The sequence below is a fragment of the Pseudomonas citronellolis genome (assembly GCF_900112375.1).
GTDB classification, from domain to species: domain Bacteria; phylum Pseudomonadota; class Gammaproteobacteria; order Pseudomonadales; family Pseudomonadaceae; genus Pseudomonas; species Pseudomonas citronellolis.
The window spans coordinates 293,144-308,856 of sequence record NZ_FOLS01000001.1; the positions used below are offsets into that span (position 1 = coordinate 293,144).

Annotated in this window: 17 protein-coding genes; 3 read left to right on the forward strand and 14 right to left on the reverse strand. The window is 69.6% G+C overall.

Features of this window, described 5'->3' with window-relative positions; genetic code table 11:
* Window positions 1–6: 6 nt before the first annotated feature.
* Window positions 7–921 (reverse strand): LysR family transcriptional regulator, encoded by a 915-nt coding sequence (locus BM060_RS01340; protein WP_074976599.1) that lies wholly within the window; start codon window positions 919–921, stop codon window positions 7–9.
* A gap of 102 nt (window positions 922–1,023) precedes the next feature.
* On the opposite strand from BM060_RS01340, the gene BM060_RS01345 reads away from it, so the two are divergent.
* A complete protein-coding gene (locus BM060_RS01345) occupies window positions 1,024–1,623 on the forward strand; it encodes a short chain dehydrogenase (protein WP_074976602.1) in 600 nt (199 codons plus the stop codon).
* A gap of 312 nt (window positions 1,624–1,935) precedes the next feature.
* Here BM060_RS01345 and BM060_RS01350 read toward each other — a convergent pair whose 3' ends face one another.
* Window positions 1,936–2,334: a DUF488 domain-containing protein gene (locus BM060_RS01350; RefSeq protein ID WP_074976606.1), complete on the reverse strand. Its 399-nt coding sequence runs from the start codon at window positions 2,332–2,334 to the stop codon at window positions 1,936–1,938.
* 97 nt (window positions 2,335–2,431) lie between these two features.
* Between BM060_RS01350 and BM060_RS01355 the strand changes: the two genes are divergently transcribed.
* Entirely contained in the window at window positions 2,432–3,100 is a 669-nt protein-coding gene (locus BM060_RS01355; protein WP_074976609.1) for a COG3650 family protein, read from the forward strand.
* Between the two features lie 9 nt (window positions 3,101–3,109).
* Here BM060_RS01355 and BM060_RS01360 read toward each other — a convergent pair whose 3' ends face one another.
* From BM060_RS01360 to BM060_RS01400, 9 genes are all read right to left on the reverse strand, one after another.
* A complete protein-coding gene (locus BM060_RS01360; RefSeq protein WP_074976613.1) occupies window positions 3,110–4,207 on the reverse strand; it encodes a PLP-dependent cysteine synthase family protein in 1,098 nt (365 codons plus the stop codon).
* 19 nt (window positions 4,208–4,226) lie between these two features.
* Entirely contained in the window at window positions 4,227–5,129 is a 903-nt protein-coding gene (locus BM060_RS01365; RefSeq protein WP_074976615.1) for a DMT family transporter, read from the reverse strand.
* A gap of 376 nt (window positions 5,130–5,505) precedes the next feature.
* A complete protein-coding gene (locus BM060_RS01370; protein WP_074976617.1) occupies window positions 5,506–5,835 on the reverse strand; it encodes a Na+/H+ antiporter subunit G in 330 nt (109 codons plus the stop codon).
* The gene (locus tag BM060_RS01375; protein WP_074976620.1) at window positions 5,832–6,101 is read right to left on the reverse strand and encodes a K+/H+ antiporter subunit F; all 270 of its coding nucleotides are present in this window, start codon (window positions 6,099–6,101) and stop codon (window positions 5,832–5,834) included. The genes BM060_RS01370 and BM060_RS01375 overlap by 4 nt, the downstream gene beginning before the upstream one ends.
* Window positions 6,086–6,586, reverse strand: a complete 501-nt coding sequence (locus tag BM060_RS01380) for a Na+/H+ antiporter subunit E (RefSeq protein WP_074976622.1) — start codon at window positions 6,584–6,586, stop codon at window positions 6,086–6,088. The genes BM060_RS01375 and BM060_RS01380 overlap by 16 nt, the downstream gene beginning before the upstream one ends.
* Window positions 6,583–8,082 (reverse strand): monovalent cation/H+ antiporter subunit D, encoded by a 1,500-nt coding sequence (locus BM060_RS01385; RefSeq protein WP_074976624.1) that lies wholly within the window; start codon window positions 8,080–8,082, stop codon window positions 6,583–6,585. Before BM060_RS01385 ends, BM060_RS01380 begins: the two co-directional genes overlap by 4 nt.
* Complete coding sequence (locus tag BM060_RS01390; protein WP_009620662.1) at window positions 8,079–8,411, reverse strand: Na+/H+ antiporter subunit C; 333 nt, start codon at window positions 8,409–8,411, stop codon at window positions 8,079–8,081. The genes BM060_RS01385 and BM060_RS01390 overlap by 4 nt, the downstream gene beginning before the upstream one ends.
* Window positions 8,411–11,206 carry a monovalent cation/H+ antiporter subunit A gene (locus tag BM060_RS01395; RefSeq protein ID WP_074976627.1) on the reverse strand — a complete coding sequence of 932 codons (2,796 nt, stop codon included), beginning with the start codon at window positions 11,204–11,206 and terminating at the stop codon, window positions 8,411–8,413. The genes BM060_RS01390 and BM060_RS01395 overlap by 1 nt, the downstream gene beginning before the upstream one ends.
* Before the next feature lie 214 nt (window positions 11,207–11,420).
* Entirely contained in the window at window positions 11,421–11,885 is a 465-nt protein-coding gene (locus BM060_RS01400; protein WP_009620666.1) for an outer membrane lipoprotein, read from the reverse strand.
* A gap of 185 nt (window positions 11,886–12,070) precedes the next feature.
* Between BM060_RS01400 and BM060_RS01405 the strand changes: the two genes are divergently transcribed.
* Window positions 12,071–12,307, forward strand: coding sequence for a hypothetical protein (locus BM060_RS01405; protein WP_009620668.1), 237 nt, complete (start codon window positions 12,071–12,073; stop codon window positions 12,305–12,307).
* On the opposite strand, the gene BM060_RS01410 is transcribed toward BM060_RS01405, so the two are convergent.
* The 3 genes from BM060_RS01410 to BM060_RS01420 all read right to left on the reverse strand — a co-directional run bounded on the left by BM060_RS01410 (window position 12,292) and on the right by BM060_RS01420 (window position 15,482).
* On the reverse strand, window positions 12,292–13,431 hold the full coding sequence (locus BM060_RS01410) for a glycerate kinase family protein (RefSeq protein WP_074976629.1): 1,140 nt from the start codon (window positions 13,429–13,431) through the stop codon (window positions 12,292–12,294). The genes BM060_RS01405 and BM060_RS01410 overlap by 16 nt on opposite strands.
* 531 nt (window positions 13,432–13,962) lie before the next feature.
* The gene (gene pdxH / locus BM060_RS01415) at window positions 13,963–14,610 is read right to left on the reverse strand and encodes a pyridoxamine 5'-phosphate oxidase (RefSeq protein ID WP_074976631.1); all 648 of its coding nucleotides are present in this window, start codon (window positions 14,608–14,610) and stop codon (window positions 13,963–13,965) included.
* Window positions 14,611–14,693: 83 nt separating this feature from the next.
* Window positions 14,694–15,482: an OmpA family protein gene (locus BM060_RS01420; protein WP_074976634.1), complete on the reverse strand. Its 789-nt coding sequence runs from the start codon at window positions 15,480–15,482 to the stop codon at window positions 14,694–14,696.
* Window positions 15,483–15,713: the final 231 nt, after the last annotated feature.

A 15,713-nucleotide genomic window follows, 5' to 3' on the forward strand; every position in this document is an offset into this window, starting at 1 on the left:
CCGTTTTCAGCCCTGCAATTGCAGCAGACGCTGGCGGGCGCGCTCGAACCAGGCCAGCAGGTAGTCCACCAGCAGTTGCGTGCGCCGCGGCAGCCCGCCCTGGTAGGGGTGCACCAGGAACACCGGCGTGCTGCGCGTCTGGTAGTCGCGCAGCAGCCAGCGCAGGCGGCCGTCGGCCAGTTCGTCCTGGAGCATGTAGGACGGCAGCCGGGCGATGCCGACGCCGGCCAGCGCCGCCTTCTTCAGCAGGGTGTAGTGGTTGCTCGCCAGCACCCCGCCGACCTCCACGCGGAACAGCTCGTGCTGGCGCTGGTACAGCCACGGGCCAGGGCCCGGGTAGTGGGTGTTGAGCAGGCAATTGTGCCCGGCCAGGTCCGCCGGCCGCTGCGGCTCACCGTGGGCGGCGAGGTATGCCGGGGTGGCGCAGGTCAGTTCCTGCAGGGCGAACAGCGGATGCGCCACCAGGCGCTCGTCGCCGCCGACGCCGGAGCGGATCGCCAGGTCGAAGCCGTCGGCCACCAGGTCGCGGCGCTCGTTGGCCAGGTCCAGTTCCAGGCGGATGCCCGGATGGCTGCGGGAGAACTCCACCAGCCAGGCGTCGAAGAAGGTCTCGCCGAGGGACACCGGCACACTCATGCGCACCGTGCCACGCGCCTCCTCCTGCAACCGCGCCACCGCCTGCCGCGCCCGCGCCGCCTGGGCGTTGAGCGCCTGGACCTCGGGCAGCAGGGCCTGGCCGGCGGCGGTCAGCGCCAAGCTTCTCGTCGTGCGGTGCAGCAGGGTCACGCCCAGGGCCTGCTCCAGGGCGCTGATGCGCTTGGACAACTGCCCCTTGCTGCAACCCAGGCGCTCGGCGGCGCGGGTGAAGCTGCCGCATTCCAGCAGCACGGCGAAGGCCGAGAGGTCTTCCAGTTCGCCCATGATTGTTTCCCCACGAAAACGCCAGGTTGCCGATTACCCCGGTTATCCCAACAAAATACGTCCCTAGACTGGCTCCGTCACCCACTCACTCCCGGAGTCAGCATGAAGATCATCCTCGTCGGCGCCAGCGGCACCCTCGGCCAGGCCGTGGCCAGCGAACTGGGCCAGCGCCATGAGATCGTCCGCGTCGGCCGCAGCAGCGGCGACCTGCGCGTGGACATCACCGACAGCGCCTCGATCCGCGCCCTGTTCGAGCAGGTGGGCCCCTTCGACGCCCTGGTCAGCGCCGCCGGCAAGGTGCACTTCGCCCCGCTCGCCGAGATGGGCGAAGCGGAGTACGCCGTCGGCCTGAAGGACAAGCTGATGGGCCAGGTCAACCTGGTGCTGATCGGCAGCCGCTACGCCAACGACGGCGCCTCCTTCACCCTGACCACCGGCATCCTCAGCGAGGAACCGATCCGCCAGGGCAGTTCGGCAACCCTGGTCAACGCGGCGGTGGAAGGCTTCGTGTGCAGCGCCGCGATAGAACTGCCGCGCGGGCAGCGGATCAATGCGGTGAGCCCGAATGTGCTGGTGGAGTCGATGGCGGGCTACGGGCCGTTCTTCCGCGGCTTCAAGCCGGTGCCGGCGGCGGATGCGGCGCTGGGGTTCGCGCGGAGTGTGGAAGGGGCGGAGACGGGGCGGGTCTACAAGGTTTGGTGAGTGTGGGGCGGGGGCTACTTGCTACTTGTAGGAGCGAGGGGGACGCCTAGTTCTTGCTCGCGAATCCTCAAGAGCGCCCTCTCCCTAACCCTCTCCCTGAAGGGAGAGGGGACCGTTGGGCAGACACGGATGTTCTGGAGCTAGCCGGTAACACCGAAAGCTACCGGCTGAAACCTGACCCTCTCTCGGCACGGACAAGCCCCCTCTCCCTTCAGGGAGAGGGCTGGGGAGAGGGTACGGAGGTAGGCATAGCAGCGGAGCCGCCGGTTACTCCGTTCGCGAGCAAGCTCGCTCCTACGAAAAGCCACCCCCTCACTCCTTCTTCCCCGCATAGCACACCGGCGAACTTCCCTCCCCCACCCGTTCCATCTCATCCTCGAGAAACTCCGCCAACACCCGCGCATTGTTGTGCTCGGTATCCTTCGCGCCATAGAGCAGCGTCAGCTCGCCCTTGCCGGCGATCCCCAGCAGCTTCCACCAGTGCTCCGGGTGCGCCGCCAGTTCGGCGTGGTAGGCGCGGCGGAATTCCTCGAACAGGCCGGGATCGTGGTGGAAGCGCTGGCGCAGCTCGGTGGACGGCGCCACGTCCTTGAGCCATTCGTCCATGTGCAGTTCTTCCTTGCTGATGCCCCTGGGCCAGAGCCGGTCCACCAGGACCCGGTAGCCGTCCTCCGCGGCCGGGGTCTCGTAGGCGCGCTTGTAGCGAATCATCGGATGCCTCCTTTTGCGACTGTCCCTACCACTGTAGCCCTTGAGCAGGTGCCATTGGCTCGGTAACGTGGGCGCATTTTTCCGGGAGCCCTATCTCATGCGCCAAGCCCGTCTCTTCCTCTATGCCCTGCTGCCCCTGTTCGCCGCCTGCCAGGTGTGGAAGCCCGAGCCCACCCGCCAGGACGCGCCGACGCGGGTACAGGGCGAGGTCACCCGCGAGGACGGCGGCCTGGTGCTGCGGCCGTGCAACGAGCAGCGCCGCTTCAACCTGGTGGACGGCGCCGACAGTGCCGTGTCCCGCGAGTCCCGCGACCTGTTCGCCGACGGCGCCGGCAAGCTGTTCATCGACGCCCGCGGCGCCTATTCCGGCGGCCAGGCCAGCAACACCGACGGCAAGTTCGAAGTGCGCTCGCTGTACCGCCTGCAGAACGAGGGCCACGGCTGCGACGACCCCAACTTCAGGCAGACCATCGTCCAGGCCGGCGGCAACGAGCCGGGCTGGAGCGTGATGGTCAACGCCCAGGGCCTGCTGCTGCAGCGCCCGGGGCAGCCGGACCAGGTGCTGCCCTACGTGGAGGAAAGCGTGCCCGGCGGCAGCAGCAGCTATTCCACCGAGGCCAACGGCGAGAAGCTGGAGCTGTGGGTGGCCCCGGCGCGCTGCGTCAACAGCATGAGCGGCGCGGTGAACAACCTCACCGCCGAGCTGCGCCTGGACGACAAGGTCATGCGCGGTTGCGCCTACCCCGGCGCCGCCTACCAGGAATAAGCCGGCCCCTCACAAGCCCAGCGCCGGCAGCTCCTCCGGCAGTGCGCTGCCCTGCTCCACGCAGGCGCGCACCGCGTCGATCAGCGGCTCCAGCTGGAAGCCCTGCTGGATCAACCACAGCGGGTCGTAGTAGCTGGTCGCATAACGTTCGCCGCCGTCGCAGAGGATCGCCACGATCGAGCCGGACTCGCCGCGATCGAGCATGCTCCGCGCCGCCAGCAGCGCGCCCACCAGGTTGGTCCCGCTGGAGCCGCCGACGCGCCGGCCCAGGCGCTGCGCCAGGTAGTGCATGGCCGCCAGCGACCAGGCATCGGGCACCTTGACCATGGCGTCGAGCACCGCGGGTAGGAAGGACGCCTCCACCCGCGGCCGACCGATGCCCTCGATGCGCGAGCCGCAGTCCAGGGTCAGGCTGCGGTCGCCGATGCGGTAGGCATCGAAGAACACCGAGCGCTCGGCGTCGGCGCAAAGCACACGGGTCTGGTGCCGGCGGTAGCGGGCGAAGCGCCCGAGGGTGGCCAGGGTGCCGCCGGTGCCGGGGCTGGAGACCAGCCAGGCCGGCTCGGGGAAGCGCTCGTGGCGCAGTTGCTGGAAGATCGATTCGGCGATGTTGTTGTTCGCCCGCCAGTCGGTGGCGCGCTCGGCGTAGGTGAACTGGTCCATGAAGTGCCCGCCGCTCTCGCGGGCCAGGCGCTCGGATTCGGCGTAGATCTGCGTGGGGTCGTCCACCAGGTGGCTGCGGCCGCCGTAGAAGGCGATCTGGGCGATCTTCTCCTTCGAGGTGCTGGCCGGCACCACGGCGATGAAGGGCAGCCCCAGCAGGCGCGCGAAGTAGGCCTCGGAGATCGCCGTGGAACCGCTGGAAGCCTCGATCACCGGCGCCCCCGGCTTCAGCCAGCCGTTGCACAGCGCGTAGAGGAACAGCGAGCGCGCCAGGCGGTGCTTGAGGCTGCCGGTGGGGTGGCTGGACTCGTCCTTGAAGTACAGGTCGATGCCGGGCAGGCCCGGCGCCTCCAGGGGGATCAGGTGGGTGTCGGCGCTGCGCTGGAAGTCCGCCTCGATGATGCGGATGGCTTCGCGGGTCCAGTCACGGATGTCGATGGACATGGGGCGGTTCCTCGTTCGATCAGTCGAGCACCCCGGCGGGCGCGGGCGTGGCGCTGCGCCACTGGCTGAGGGCGACGCCGGCGAACACCAGGCCGGCGGCCAGCAACTGCTGGCCGTTCAGGCGCTCGCCCAGCAGCAGCCAGGCGAAAACCAGGGTGAACACCGGGATCAGGTTGATGAAGCCGGTGGCCTGGCTCGCCGGCAGCCGGCTGACACCGAAGTTGTACAGGCCGTAGGCGCCGACGGTGACCACGCTGCCCAGGTAGACCAGGGCGAACAGCCCCTGGCCGCTGGGCGCTGGCGGCACGCCCGAGCCGACGACCGCCAGCGGCAGGAAGAATACCGAGCCGATGAAGGCCTGCATGGCGGTCAGGATGAAGGGCGAGTAGCGCGCCGACAGGTGCTTGAGCAGCAGGGTGTAGCCGGTGGCGCAGACCATCGCCAGCAGCTCGAAGAAATTGCCCAGCAGCGGCTGCGGCGCATGCTGGTCGGGCTCGCCGGCGAGGGTCAGCCAGAGCGCGCCGAGCACCGCCAGGGCGAAGCCGGCCCAGGTGTTGCGGGCGATGCGCTCGTGCAGCAGGAGGAAGGCGCCGACCGCCACCAGCAACGGCAGCAGCGCGGTGATCATCCCGGCCTGGGCGGCGCTGGTGTACTGCAGGGCGAAGGACTCGCAGACGAAGTACAGACACGGCTCGCACACCGCCAGGCCCACCAGGTACTTCCAGTCGCCCGCCCGGTAGTCCATCCGCCCGCGCCAGCGCCAGGCGGCGAGGAAGATCAGGCTGCCGATGGCCATGCGCGCGAAGATCACCCACATCGCCGGCCATTCGGCGAAGGCCAGTTTCAGCGCGATGAAGGAACTGCCCCACAGCGCCATGGCCAGGACCAGGCATGCCAGGGCGAAGGGCCGGGACTGCTGCACGGGACGCTCCAGGAAATGAATCCCCGCAGTATAGAAGCGCGCCGCGGGTGGCCGACAGGCACAGCGCCGGGGGAAAACTGTAATGGCCGCCTGCGCCAGCGTCTCTCCCGCCCGTAGGAGCGGACTCCGTCCGCGATTTCGCGCGCAGGGTGCGCTCCTACAGGGAATGGCGTGGGTGGGGCAGCGTAGGAGCGGATCTCATCCGCGAACCGCGCCGCTCCAACCGTACGGGCAGGCACGGCTTCGCGTAGGAGCAAGCTTGCTCGCGAACAGGCTACGCAGCGGGGTTTGTTCGCGAGCAAGAACTAGGCGTCCCCCTCGATCCTACGAAGAGCACCTCGGCGCAGTTGGCAAGATAGTGCTCCTACGCCGGAAGCTACTCCCAAGGCTCCCCGCGGGTACGCGGCGTGCGCGGCAGGCGCGCCTGCATGGCGGCCTTGGCCAGCAGGTGGGCGCTGACCGGCGCGGTGATGAACAGGAACAGGGTGATCAGCACCTCGTGCAGGCTCACGCCGTTGCCGCTGGTGCTGAAGTACAGCAGCGAACCCAGCGCCACGCCGCCCACGCCGAGGGTCGAGGCCTTGGTCGGCGCGTGCAGGCGCGTGTAGAAGTCCGGCAGGCGGTACAGGCCCAGGGCGCCGAGCAGGGCGAACAGGCTGCCGCCCAGCAGCAGCAGGCTGACGAGGATTTCCACCAACAGGTTCATTCGATGATGTCTCCACGCAGCAGGAACTTGCACAGCGCCACGGTGCTGACGAAGCCCATCACCGCGATCAGCAGCGCCGCCTCGAAGTACAGGCTGCTGCCGCTCCACAGGCCGTACAGCAGGATCAGCGCGATGGCCTCCACCGAGAGGGTGTCCAGCGCCAGGATGCGGTCGGCCGCGCTCGGCCCGCGCACCAGGCGCGCCACCGTCAGCAGCAGGGCCAGGGCGATCAGCGCCAGGCACAGCGGGATCACGTAGGCGAGCATTCGAACACCTCCTTCAGCGGCGCCTCGTAGCGCGCCTTGATGTCCGCCACCAGGGCCTGCGGGTCGGGCACGTCCAGGCCGTGCACCAGCAGGCTGCGGCGGTCGGCGCTGAGGTCGGCGGAGACGGTGCCGGGGGTCAGGGTGATGACGCTGGCGAGGATGGCGATGGGCAAGTCCTCGCGCAGCTCCAGCGGCACTTCGACGAAGCCCGGCTGCAGCTTGCCGGTGGGCCCGAGCACCAGGCGCGCGACCTGCAGGTTGGCCATGACGATGTCGTACAGCACCAGGCCGATGAAGCGCAGCAGCAGGCCCGGGCGGCGGATGCGCAGCGGCGCCAGCAGCATGTCGCGGCACAGCAGCGGCAAGGCCAGGCCGAGCACGGCGCCGAGCAGCCAGTGGCCGAGGGAGAAGTCATCGACCAGCAGCACCCAGCCCAGCAGCAAGCACAGGCTGAGCAGGGGATGCGGCAGCAGGCGGCGGATCATGCGCCACCTCCGGCCAGGATCGTCCGGCGGTAGAGGTCGACATCCAGCAACTGCTCGGCGGTGGCCTGCAGGTAGGCCTGCAGCGGCTTGGCGAACAGCACCAGGAGCACGGCCGCAGCCAGCAGCGCCACCGCCGCCAGCAGGCGCAGCGGGTCACGCTCGGCGTTGCCGAGGACGCTGCGCCCGGTGTTCCAGAACAACGCGCTGCCGGCGCGGCTGAGGGTCACGGTGACCAGCAGGCCGCTGCCCAGCACCACCGCCCACAGCGCCAGCGCCTCGCCGCCGCTGGCCGAACGCAGGATCAGCAGCTTGGCGAAGAAGCCGGAGAACGGCGGCAAGCCGGCCACCGCGATGGCGCCGACGAAGAACAGCGCGCCCAGCAGCTGCGGCTGCAGCAACGCCGGGCCCTGCACCAGTTGCCCGGCCTTGTCGCCGCGCTGGCGGGCGATCAGGTCGGCGAGCAGGAACAGCCCGCCCACCACCCAGGTGCTGTGCAGCAGGTAGAACAGCAGCGCCGCCAGGGACTGCGCCGAACCCAGCGCCAGCACCGCCAGTTGGGTGCCGGCGGAAATCACCACCAGGTAGGCCAGCAGGCCCTGCAGGCGCGTCGCCGCCAACGCCCCGAAGGTGCCGACCAGGATGCCCGCCAGGGCCAGCGGCCACAGCCAGGCCTGGGCCAGGTTGGCCAGCTCGCCGGCGTGGTCGCCGAAGATCAGCGTGTACACCCGCAGGATCGAGTAGATGCCCACCTTGGTCATGATCGAGAACAGCGCCGCCACCGGCGCGCTGGCCTCGGCGTAGGCCCGCGGCAGCCAGAAATACAGCGGCAGCAGCGCCGCCTTGAGGCCGAACACCACCAGCAATAGCAGCGCCGCGGCGCGCACCAGCGGCGCGTCGGCCGCCCCCAGCTGGGCCACGCGATCCGCCATGTCGGCCATGTTCAGGGTGCCGGTGACGCCATAGAGCGTGCCCACGGCGATCAGGAAGAACGCCGAACCCACCAGGTTGAGCACCACGTAGTGCACCCCGGCGCGCACCCGCCCTGCCCCGCCGCCGTGCAGCAGCAGCGCGTAGGAGGCGATCAGCAGGATCTCGAAGAACACGAAGAGGTTGAACAGGTCGCCCGTGAGGAAGGCACCGTTGAGGCCGAGCAGCTGGAACTGGAACAGCGCGTGGAAGTGCTTGCCGCGGCGGTCGTCGCCGCGCAGCGCATAGACCAGGGCGAAGCTGGCCAGCACCGCGTTGGCCAGCAGCATCAGCGCGCTCAGGCGGTCGAGCACGAGGATGATGCCGAACGGCGGCTGCCAGTTGCCCAGGGCGTAGAACTGCACCTGGCCGCCGGCGGCCTGTTGCAGCAGCAACGCGGCGATCGGCAGCAGCGCCAGGGTGGCCAGCAGCGAGATGCCCCGCGCGGCGCGCGAGGCGTGCCCGGCGAGCAGCAGCAGGCAGCCGGCGAACAGCGGCAGCAGGACCGGGGCGATCAGCAGGTGATTCATTCGCCGTCCTCCCGCGCCTTGCCGTCGACATGGTCGTCACCGGTCTCGGCAAGGCCGCGCAGGGCCAGGACGATGACGAAGGCGGTCATGGCGAAGCCGATGACGATGGCGGTCAGCACCAGCGCCTGGGGGATGGGGTCGCCGGGGTTGGCCACCTGGCCCAGCACCGCCGGCTCGCCGGCCAGGCGGCCCATGGCGAAGAGGAACAGGTTCACCGCGTAGGAGATCAGCGTCAGGCCCAACACCACCGGGAAGGTGCGTGCCCGCAGCAGCAGGTACACGCCACTGGCGGTGAGCAGGCCGAGGGTGATGGCGAACAGCGCTTCCATCAGCGGGCCTCCTTGGCCGGCGCCGGCTGCGGCGGCGCGTTCAGTTCGCCGAGGCCGGCGAGGATCAGCAGGGTCGCGCCCACCACGGTGAGATAGACGCCCAGGTCGAAGAGCATGGCCGTGGCCAGCTCGAACTCGCCCACCAGCGGCAGCTGGAAGTGGCCGAAGGACGAGGTCAGGAAGGGATAGCCGAAGGCCCAGCTGCCCAGTCCGGTGAGGCCGGCGACGAATACGCCCAGGCCGGCCGTGCGCGAGTAGTTCAGCGGCAGGCGGGTATGCACCCAGCGGCTGCCGCAGGCGATGTACTGGAGGATCAGCGCCACCGCGGTGACCAGCCCGGCGATGAAGCCGCCGCCCGGCAGGTTGTGCCCGCGCAGGAAGATGAACACCGCCACCAGCAGGGCCAGCGGCAGCAGCAGCCGGGCCAGGGTGGCGAGGATCGGCGGGTGGGCGTCGGCCGACCAGGCCAGGCCCTCGGCGTCGCGGGCGCGGCGCGGCAGGCGCAGGCCGTCGAGCAGGGCGAAGATGCCCACCGCGGCGATGGCCAGCACGCTGATCTCGCCCAGGGTGTCGAAGCCGCGGAAGTCGACCAGGATGACGTTCACCACGTTGTGCCCGCCGCCGCCGGAAACGCTGTGCTGCAGGTAGTAGCCGGCGATGCTGTCGTAGGGCCGGCTGAACACCGCGTAGGCCAGCAGCGCCACCATCACCCCGCAGGCCAGCGCCACCAGGAAGTCGCGCAGGCCGCGCAGGCTGCTGCTTTCCTTCGGCGTGCGCTGCGGCAGGTAGTAGAGCGCGAGCATCAGCAGCACCATGGTCACCACTTCCACCGCCAACTGCGTCAGCGCCAGGTCCGGCGCGGCGAAGCGGGCGAAGGCCAGGGCCACCAACAGCCCGGAGATGCTCAGCAGCACCAGCGCCACCAGGCGCTGGCGGTGGAACACGACGGTCAGCGGCCCGGCCAGGGCCAGCAGCGCCAGGCACAGGGCGGTGACGGCGTCGACCTCGACGAAGGCGCGGCTGCCGGCGAGCGCGGGCAGGCCCGCCAGGCCGGCGCAGACCACCACCACGGCCGCCAGCAGCAGCCAGAGCACGTAGCGTTGCAACGAGCCGTTCTCCAGCAGCCCGGTCAGCCCACGGGCGAAGCGCGCCAGGCGTTGTACCTGCGCCTCGAACACCTGCTTGGCGTCCACCGCCGGCAAGCCGGCGAACCAGGCGAACAGCGGCCGCCGCTGCAGGTACAGGGCGATGCCGCCGACCAGCGCGATCAGGCTCATCGCCAGCGGCGCGTTGAAGCCGTGCCAGATCGCCAGGCTGTAGGCCGGCAGCGCGCCGTTCAGGCTCGCCGAGGCGGCTGCCGACAGCAGCGGCGCCACCGTCCAGGCCGGGGCCATGCCCACCAGCAGGCACAGGCCCACCAGCACCTCCACCGGCACCTTCATGTAGCGCGGCGGCTCGTGGGGCGTCTTCGGCAGGTCGACCGGCTCGCCGTTGAAGAACACGTCGTGGATGAAGCGCACCGAATAGGCCACCGAGAACAGCGTGGCCACGGTGGCGAGGGTCGGGATCAGCCAGTTGAAGGCGCCGGCCATGTTCTGCGAGAGGGTCTCGCCGAAGAACATCTCCTTGCTGAGGAAGCCGTTGAGCAGCGGCACCCCGGCCATGGACGCGGAAGCCACCATCGCCAGCACCGCGGTGTGCGGCATGTACTTCCACAGGCCGTTGATGCGGCGCATGTCGCGACTGCCGGTCTCGTGGTCGATGATCCCGGCGGCCATGAACAGCGAGGCCTTGAAGGTGGCGTGGTTGATGATGTGGAAGATCGCCGCGACGTTGGCCATGGGTGAATCCAGGCCGAACAGCAGGGTGATCAGGCCCAGGTGGCTGATGGTCGAGTAGGCCAGCAGGCCCTTGAGGTCGTTCTGGAACAGCGCCAGGAAAGCGCCCAGCAGCAGCGTCGCCAGGCCGGTCAGGCCGACCAGGTAGAACCACAGGTCGTTGCCGGCCAGCGCCGGGTACAGGCGCGCCAGCAGGAACACGCCGGCTTTCACCATGGTCGCCGAGTGCAGGTAGGCCGACACCGGCGTGGGTGCCGCCATGGCATGGGGCAGCCAGAAGTGGAAGGGGAACTGCGCCGACTTGGTGAACACGCCCAGCAGCACCAGCACCAGGATCAGCGGGAACAGCGCGCTGGCCTGCAGCACCTGGCGCGCGGCGAGCACGTCGCTCAGCTCGAAGCTGCCCACCACCTGGCCGATCAGCAGGATGCCGGCGAGCAGCGCCAGGCCCCCGCCGCCGGTGACCGCCAGGGCCATGCGCGCGCCGCGGCGGGCGTCGGAGCGGTGGCTCCAGAAGCCGATGAGCAGGAACGACGACAGGCTGGTGAGCTCCCAGAACACCAGCATCAGCAGCAGGTTCTCGCTGAGCACCACGCCGAGCATGGAACCCATGAACAGCAGCAGGAAACCGTAGAAGCGCCCGGTGGGCTCGCGCTCGGAGAGGTAGTAGCGGGCGTAGAGGATCACCAGCAGGCCGATGCCGAGGATCAGCAGGGCGAACAGGAAGCCCAGGCCGTCCAGGCGCAGGCTGAGGTTCAGGCCCAGCTCCGGCAGCCAGTCGTAGCGCGCCAGCAGCCGCTCGCCGCCGAGCACGCCGCGCTGGCCGAACAGAAGCCCCAGGCCCAGCAGTGGCGCGACGGCCGCCGCCGCGGCGCAGGCGTTGCGGCCCAGGCGCTCGAACAGCGCCGGCAGGCAACAGCCCAGGAAAGGCAGCGCGATCAACAGCGCCAGCATCATCACCTTCTCCTTAATCCTTCAGACATGGCTGACTTACCAGGAAAGCCATGGAACCGGGCGATTATCCATATCTATCGAATGTGCGTCTTGGATAGAACTATTACGAAAGGCTGGGCACGGGAAAAAGCGCTACCCGGAAACGATAGCGCGCGACACCGGAAACCGGTGTCGCGCGCCAGGAAAGGCTGCCGCCCGGGTGGGCGGAGCGGGCCGATCAGTGGGAAACGCGGCTGGTGCCGTTGACGGTCAGGATGCGCACGCGCTCGCCGACGCGGAAGATGGCGCCCTGGTCGACTTCCTGCACGTAGGCGCGGGAGCTGCCGTCGTCTTCGCGGACGGTGATCTCCACGCCCTGGGTGCGCGTCAGGCCCTCTTCGGTGGCCGCGCCCAGCAGGCCGCCGGCCACGGCGCCGATGATGGCGGTCACGTAGCTGCCCTTGCCGCCACCGATGGCGCTGCCGCCGATGCCGCCCACGGCGGCGCCCGCCGCGGCGCCGATCGGCGTCTTGGTGCCCTCGATCTTCACCGGACGCAGGGCTTCGATGGTGCCCCAGCGCACGTTCTGCACGGTGCGGGCCTCGTCACGGCTGTAGGTGTCGCCGGTCAGGCTGGACTGGCAGCCGCCGAGGGCCAGGGCCACTGCAGTGAAACCGGCGAGCAGGAAGGCGGATTTACGCATACGGGAACCTCCGGATAGATATGTGAATATTAGACTCTGCCGCGCCACTTGCTGTCACGCCGGCCAGGTCAAAGTTTTCGTTCGATTCAGCCGCCGTACAGCTTCTTCCGACAGCTGCGGCAAAAGCGCGCGTTCATTCCCCCATCCCGCCAGGGGTAAGGTCAGCATCCCCACGAGGAAGGCCCATGGACTACTTCATCATCGTCGTCACCACCGCCGCCGGCCTGTACTTCCACTGGTGGCTGTTCGTGCGCATCCGCCGCTGGATGGACCGCGACCTGGCGCTGTCGCTGGCCGGCGACGACCCGCACAAGCGCGAGTACCTGCTGCAGTGCCTGCAACTGGCCCGCGACGAAGGCGTGTCGCGCAGCGAGCTACCGGCCTGGCTGCAGCGCGCCGCCGACGACTACCGCGCCGGCTGAGCCAGGCTCCACAGGCGCGCCAGTTCCTCGGCGCGCGCCTCCAGCTCGCCCGCGGCGCCGGCCATGGCATCGGCCAGGCTGATCGGCCCCGGGACCAGGCTGAAGGCCGCGGCGATGCCCGCCTCGTGCAAGCGACCATAGCCTTTGCCCAGGCTGCCGGCCAGGGCGATCAACGGAACCCCGGCCTCCCGTGCCAGCCGAGCCACGCCGATGGGCGTCTTGCCGTGCAGGCTCTGCTCGTCCAGGCGGCCCTCGCCGGTGATCGCCAGGTCCGCGCCCCGCAGCGCCTCGGCCAGGCCGGAAACCTCGGCCACCAGCTCCACGCCGGGACGGAAGCGCGCCCTGAGGAAGGCCCGCGCGGCGAAGCCCAGGCCACCCGCCGCGCCCACACCGGGGAACAGGCTGTGATCCTGGCCGAGGGTGCGCGCGGCGACTTCGGCGTAGCGCGCCAACGCGGCGTCGAGCTGGCGGACCTGCTCGGGACTGGCGCCCTTCTGCGGGCCGAATACCGCCGAGGCGCCGTGTTCGCCGCACAGTGGATTGTTCACGTCGGCGGCGACTTCCACTTCGACTGCAGCCAGGCGCGGGTCCAGGCCCGCCAGGTCGATCGCGTGCAACCCGGCCAGCGCCGCGCCGCCGTCGCCCAGGGGCTCGCCGCGTTCGTCGAGGAAGCGTACGCCCAGGGCTTGCAGCAGGCCCATGCCGCCATCGTTGGTGGCGCTGCCGCCGAGCCCGAGGATGATCTTGCGCGCGCCGGCGTCCAGCGCCGCGCGGATCAGCTCGCCGGTGCCGTAGCTGGTGGTGCGGGTGGCGTCGCGCAGCTCAGGAGCGACCCAGTGCAGACCGCTGGCGGCGGCCATCTCGATCACCGCGGCGCCCTCCTCCAGCCAGCCCCAATGGGCCTGTACCGGCGCACCCAACGGCCCGCGCACCGCGCATTCGCGGCGCTCGCCGCCGGTAGCCGCCAGCACCGCATCCACGGTGCCCTCGCCGCCGTCGGCCATGGGCCGCAGCAGGATCTCGTCGAGCGGCCGCGCCCGCGACCAGCCGCGGGCGATGGCGGCGGCGACCTCGGGGGCGGACAGGCTTTCCTTGAAGGAATCGGGGGCGATGACGAGTTTCATGGGCGGGTCCGGTGTCGGTATGTAGGGGGCATCCTACAACGCCGTGCAGCGGAGGAAAGGGTTGGCGTAGGGCGGATAACCGTTCGCGGTTATCCGCCGCTTGACCTTGGCCGTATCCCACTCGGACTCATGCCGGGAGCCGGGGCGGACTGCGGGTTCGGCTCGACCATGGTGTCGATGCTGGGATGGGTGTAACGGCGTACACCGCGAACGGTTGTACGCCCTACACCTGTAGGAGCAGCTGCCTTGCAGGCCGCGCCGGGACGCTCTTCGTAGGATAGAGGGGGACGCCTAGTTCTTGCTCGCGAATGAGCCCCGCAGCGGAGTCTGTTCGCGAGCAAGCTCGCTCCTACGAGAAGCCGTGCCCGCCGGGCCCTGCCCGCGATTCGCGCGCAGGGCGCGCTCCTACATAGAAGGGCGCGGAGCTTTGTACGAGCCGCCGTAGGATGGCGTTGAGCGAAGCGATACCCATCACTGTGACCGCATGGGTTTCGCAAGCTCAACCCATCCTACGAAAAGCACCGTGCGGGATCAGGGCGCCAGGCGCTCGCGCTGCCACGCGCCGTCCACCAGACGGTAGTTCAGGCGGTCGTGCAGGCGGCTCGGGCGGCCCTGCCAGAATTCGATGCGCTGCGGCAGCAGGCGGTAGCCGCCCCAGTGGTCCGGGCAGTGCGGGGCGACGTCCATGAAGCGCTTCTCGGTTTCCGCCAGCAGCCGTTCCAGCTCCTCGCGGCTGCCGATCACCCGGCTCTGCGGCGAAGCCCAGGCGCCCAGGCGGCTGCCCAGCGGGCGCACGCGGTAGTAGGCGTCGGACTCTTCCGGCGAGACCTTCTCCACCCGGCCTTCGATGCGCACCTGGCGCTCCAGCGCCGGCCAGAAGAAGGTCATGGCCGCGCGCGGGTTGGCCGCCAGTTGGTCGCCCTTGGCGCTGTCGTAGTTACTGAAGAAGGTGAAGCCGCGGTCGTCCAGCCCCTTGAGCAGGAGCACGCGGCAATGCGGTTGGCCGTCGGCGTCCACCGTGGCCAGGGTCATGGCGTTGGGTTCGACCGGCAACTGCTCGGTCTTCACCGCGTCCTCGAACCATTGCTGGAACAGCACGAAGGGCTCCGCGGGCGCCTGGGCCTCGCAGAGTCCGTCCCGGGTGTATTCGCGGCGCATGTCGGCCAGGGTCTGGGCCATCGTCGTCTCCTCGAAAAAGCCAGTGCATTAGCTTAACCAGTGGCAGGCGAGATTGCTTGACCGGCGACAAGCGCCGCGCTGCTTCAGTTGCTCTGGGCCAGGGCCAGCAGGCCGCCACGCGGGGTCAGCATGACTTCGACGCGGCGGTTCTTGGCGCGGCCGGCCTTGGTCTTGTCGTCGGCGATCGGTTGCGCGTCGCCCACGCCCTTGTAGCGCAGGCGGTCGTTGCCCAGGCCGCTCAGGCGGAAGATCGCGGCGATGGCCACGGCGCGCTGCTGGCTGACCTTGTCGTTGGCCGCCTTGTCGCCGCTGCTGTCGCTGTGGCCGAGGATGAACACGCCGGCCTGCGGGTCCTTCTCGACGATCTTGGCGACGTTGGCCAGCGGCGCCAGGGTGATCGGCAGCAGCAGTTCCTGGCGCTTGGGATTGAAGGAGCCGTCCACCGGCGCGGTCAGCACCAGGGCGTTGTCGCGGCGTTCGACGCTGAACTTGCTGCCGGCCACGGCGGCGCGCACGGCGGCTTCGTGCTGGTCCAGCCAGGCCTTGGTGTCCTGGGCGCTGGGCGCGGCCACCGGGTTGTCGGCCTTGGCCTGGGCCGAGGCGGAATCGCCGAAGGGCCACCACCAGTGGCCACCGGCGGACTTGTCGGTGGCCGCGTCCACCTGGGCCACCACCGGCTTGGGCACCGCGGCGGGAGCCTTGGTCTCGGTCTGGGCACTGGCTTCGGTGTTACCGAACGGCCACCACCAGTGGCTGCCGCCGTCGGCCTTGGCCTGGCTAGGCGCCGGCGCGGCGGCGTCCTGGGACTGGAAGTGGCTGCAGGCGCCGAGGGTGACGCAGAGGGTCAGGGTGGAAAGCTTGAGCAGTCTCATGGGCGGAATTCCATTGGACGGTCTTGGGCAACAGGGACGGACACAAGTTAATGTCGCGAATCAAGATTCGAACATAACTTACTAAGGGAAATGGGCATTTTGCTCTTCAACTGACGAGCGGTGGAACCCCGGCCGTAGCAGCGGGGGAAAAAACGCGACGAAACCCGGCGCGGTTTCCCCATGAAGTCGCCATTCGAGCGGAGCCGCGGCGGAAGGTTCCGCCGCTTCGTC

Excerpts from the sequence above, each read along its gene's own strand:
- BM060_RS01340 (WP_074976599.1), bottom strand. The coding sequence starts at position 921 with ATGGGCGAACTGGAAGACCTCTCGGCCTTCGCCGTGCTGCTGGAATGC.
- BM060_RS01345 (WP_074976602.1), top strand. The coding sequence starts at position 1,024 with ATGAAGATCATCCTCGTCGGCGCCAGCGGCACCCTCGGCCAGGCCGTG.
- BM060_RS01350 (WP_074976606.1), bottom strand. The coding sequence starts at position 2,334 with ATGATTCGCTACAAGCGCGCCTACGAGACCCCGGCCGCGGAGGACGGC.
- BM060_RS01355 (WP_074976609.1), top strand. The coding sequence starts at position 2,432 with ATGCGCCAAGCCCGTCTCTTCCTCTATGCCCTGCTGCCCCTGTTCGCC.
- BM060_RS01360 (WP_074976613.1), bottom strand. The coding sequence starts at position 4,207 with ATGTCCATCGACATCCGTGACTGGACCCGCGAAGCCATCCGCATCATC.
- BM060_RS01370 (WP_074976617.1), bottom strand. The coding sequence starts at position 5,835 with ATGAACCTGTTGGTGGAAATCCTCGTCAGCCTGCTGCTGCTGGGCGGC.
- BM060_RS01375 (WP_074976620.1), bottom strand. The coding sequence starts at position 6,101 with ATGCTCGCCTACGTGATCCCGCTGTGCCTGGCGCTGATCGCCCTGGCC.
- BM060_RS01380 (WP_074976622.1), bottom strand. The coding sequence starts at position 6,586 with ATGATCCGCCGCCTGCTGCCGCATCCCCTGCTCAGCCTGTGCTTGCTG.
- BM060_RS01385 (WP_074976624.1), bottom strand. The coding sequence starts at position 8,082 with ATGAATCACCTGCTGATCGCCCCGGTCCTGCTGCCGCTGTTCGCCGGC.
- BM060_RS01390 (WP_009620662.1), bottom strand. The coding sequence starts at position 8,411 with ATGGAAGCGCTGTTCGCCATCACCCTCGGCCTGCTCACCGCCAGTGGC.
- BM060_RS01395 (WP_074976627.1), bottom strand. The coding sequence starts at position 11,206 with ATGATGCTGGCGCTGTTGATCGCGCTGCCTTTCCTGGGCTGTTGCCTG.
- BM060_RS01400 (WP_009620666.1), bottom strand. The coding sequence starts at position 11,885 with ATGCGTAAATCCGCCTTCCTGCTCGCCGGTTTCACTGCAGTGGCCCTG.
- BM060_RS01405 (WP_009620668.1), top strand. The coding sequence starts at position 12,071 with ATGGACTACTTCATCATCGTCGTCACCACCGCCGCCGGCCTGTACTTC.
- BM060_RS01410 (WP_074976629.1), bottom strand. The coding sequence starts at position 13,431 with ATGAAACTCGTCATCGCCCCCGATTCCTTCAAGGAAAGCCTGTCCGCC.
- pdxH (WP_074976631.1), bottom strand. The coding sequence starts at position 14,610 with ATGGCCCAGACCCTGGCCGACATGCGCCGCGAATACACCCGGGACGGA.
- BM060_RS01420 (WP_074976634.1), bottom strand. The coding sequence starts at position 15,482 with ATGAGACTGCTCAAGCTTTCCACCCTGACCCTCTGCGTCACCCTCGGC.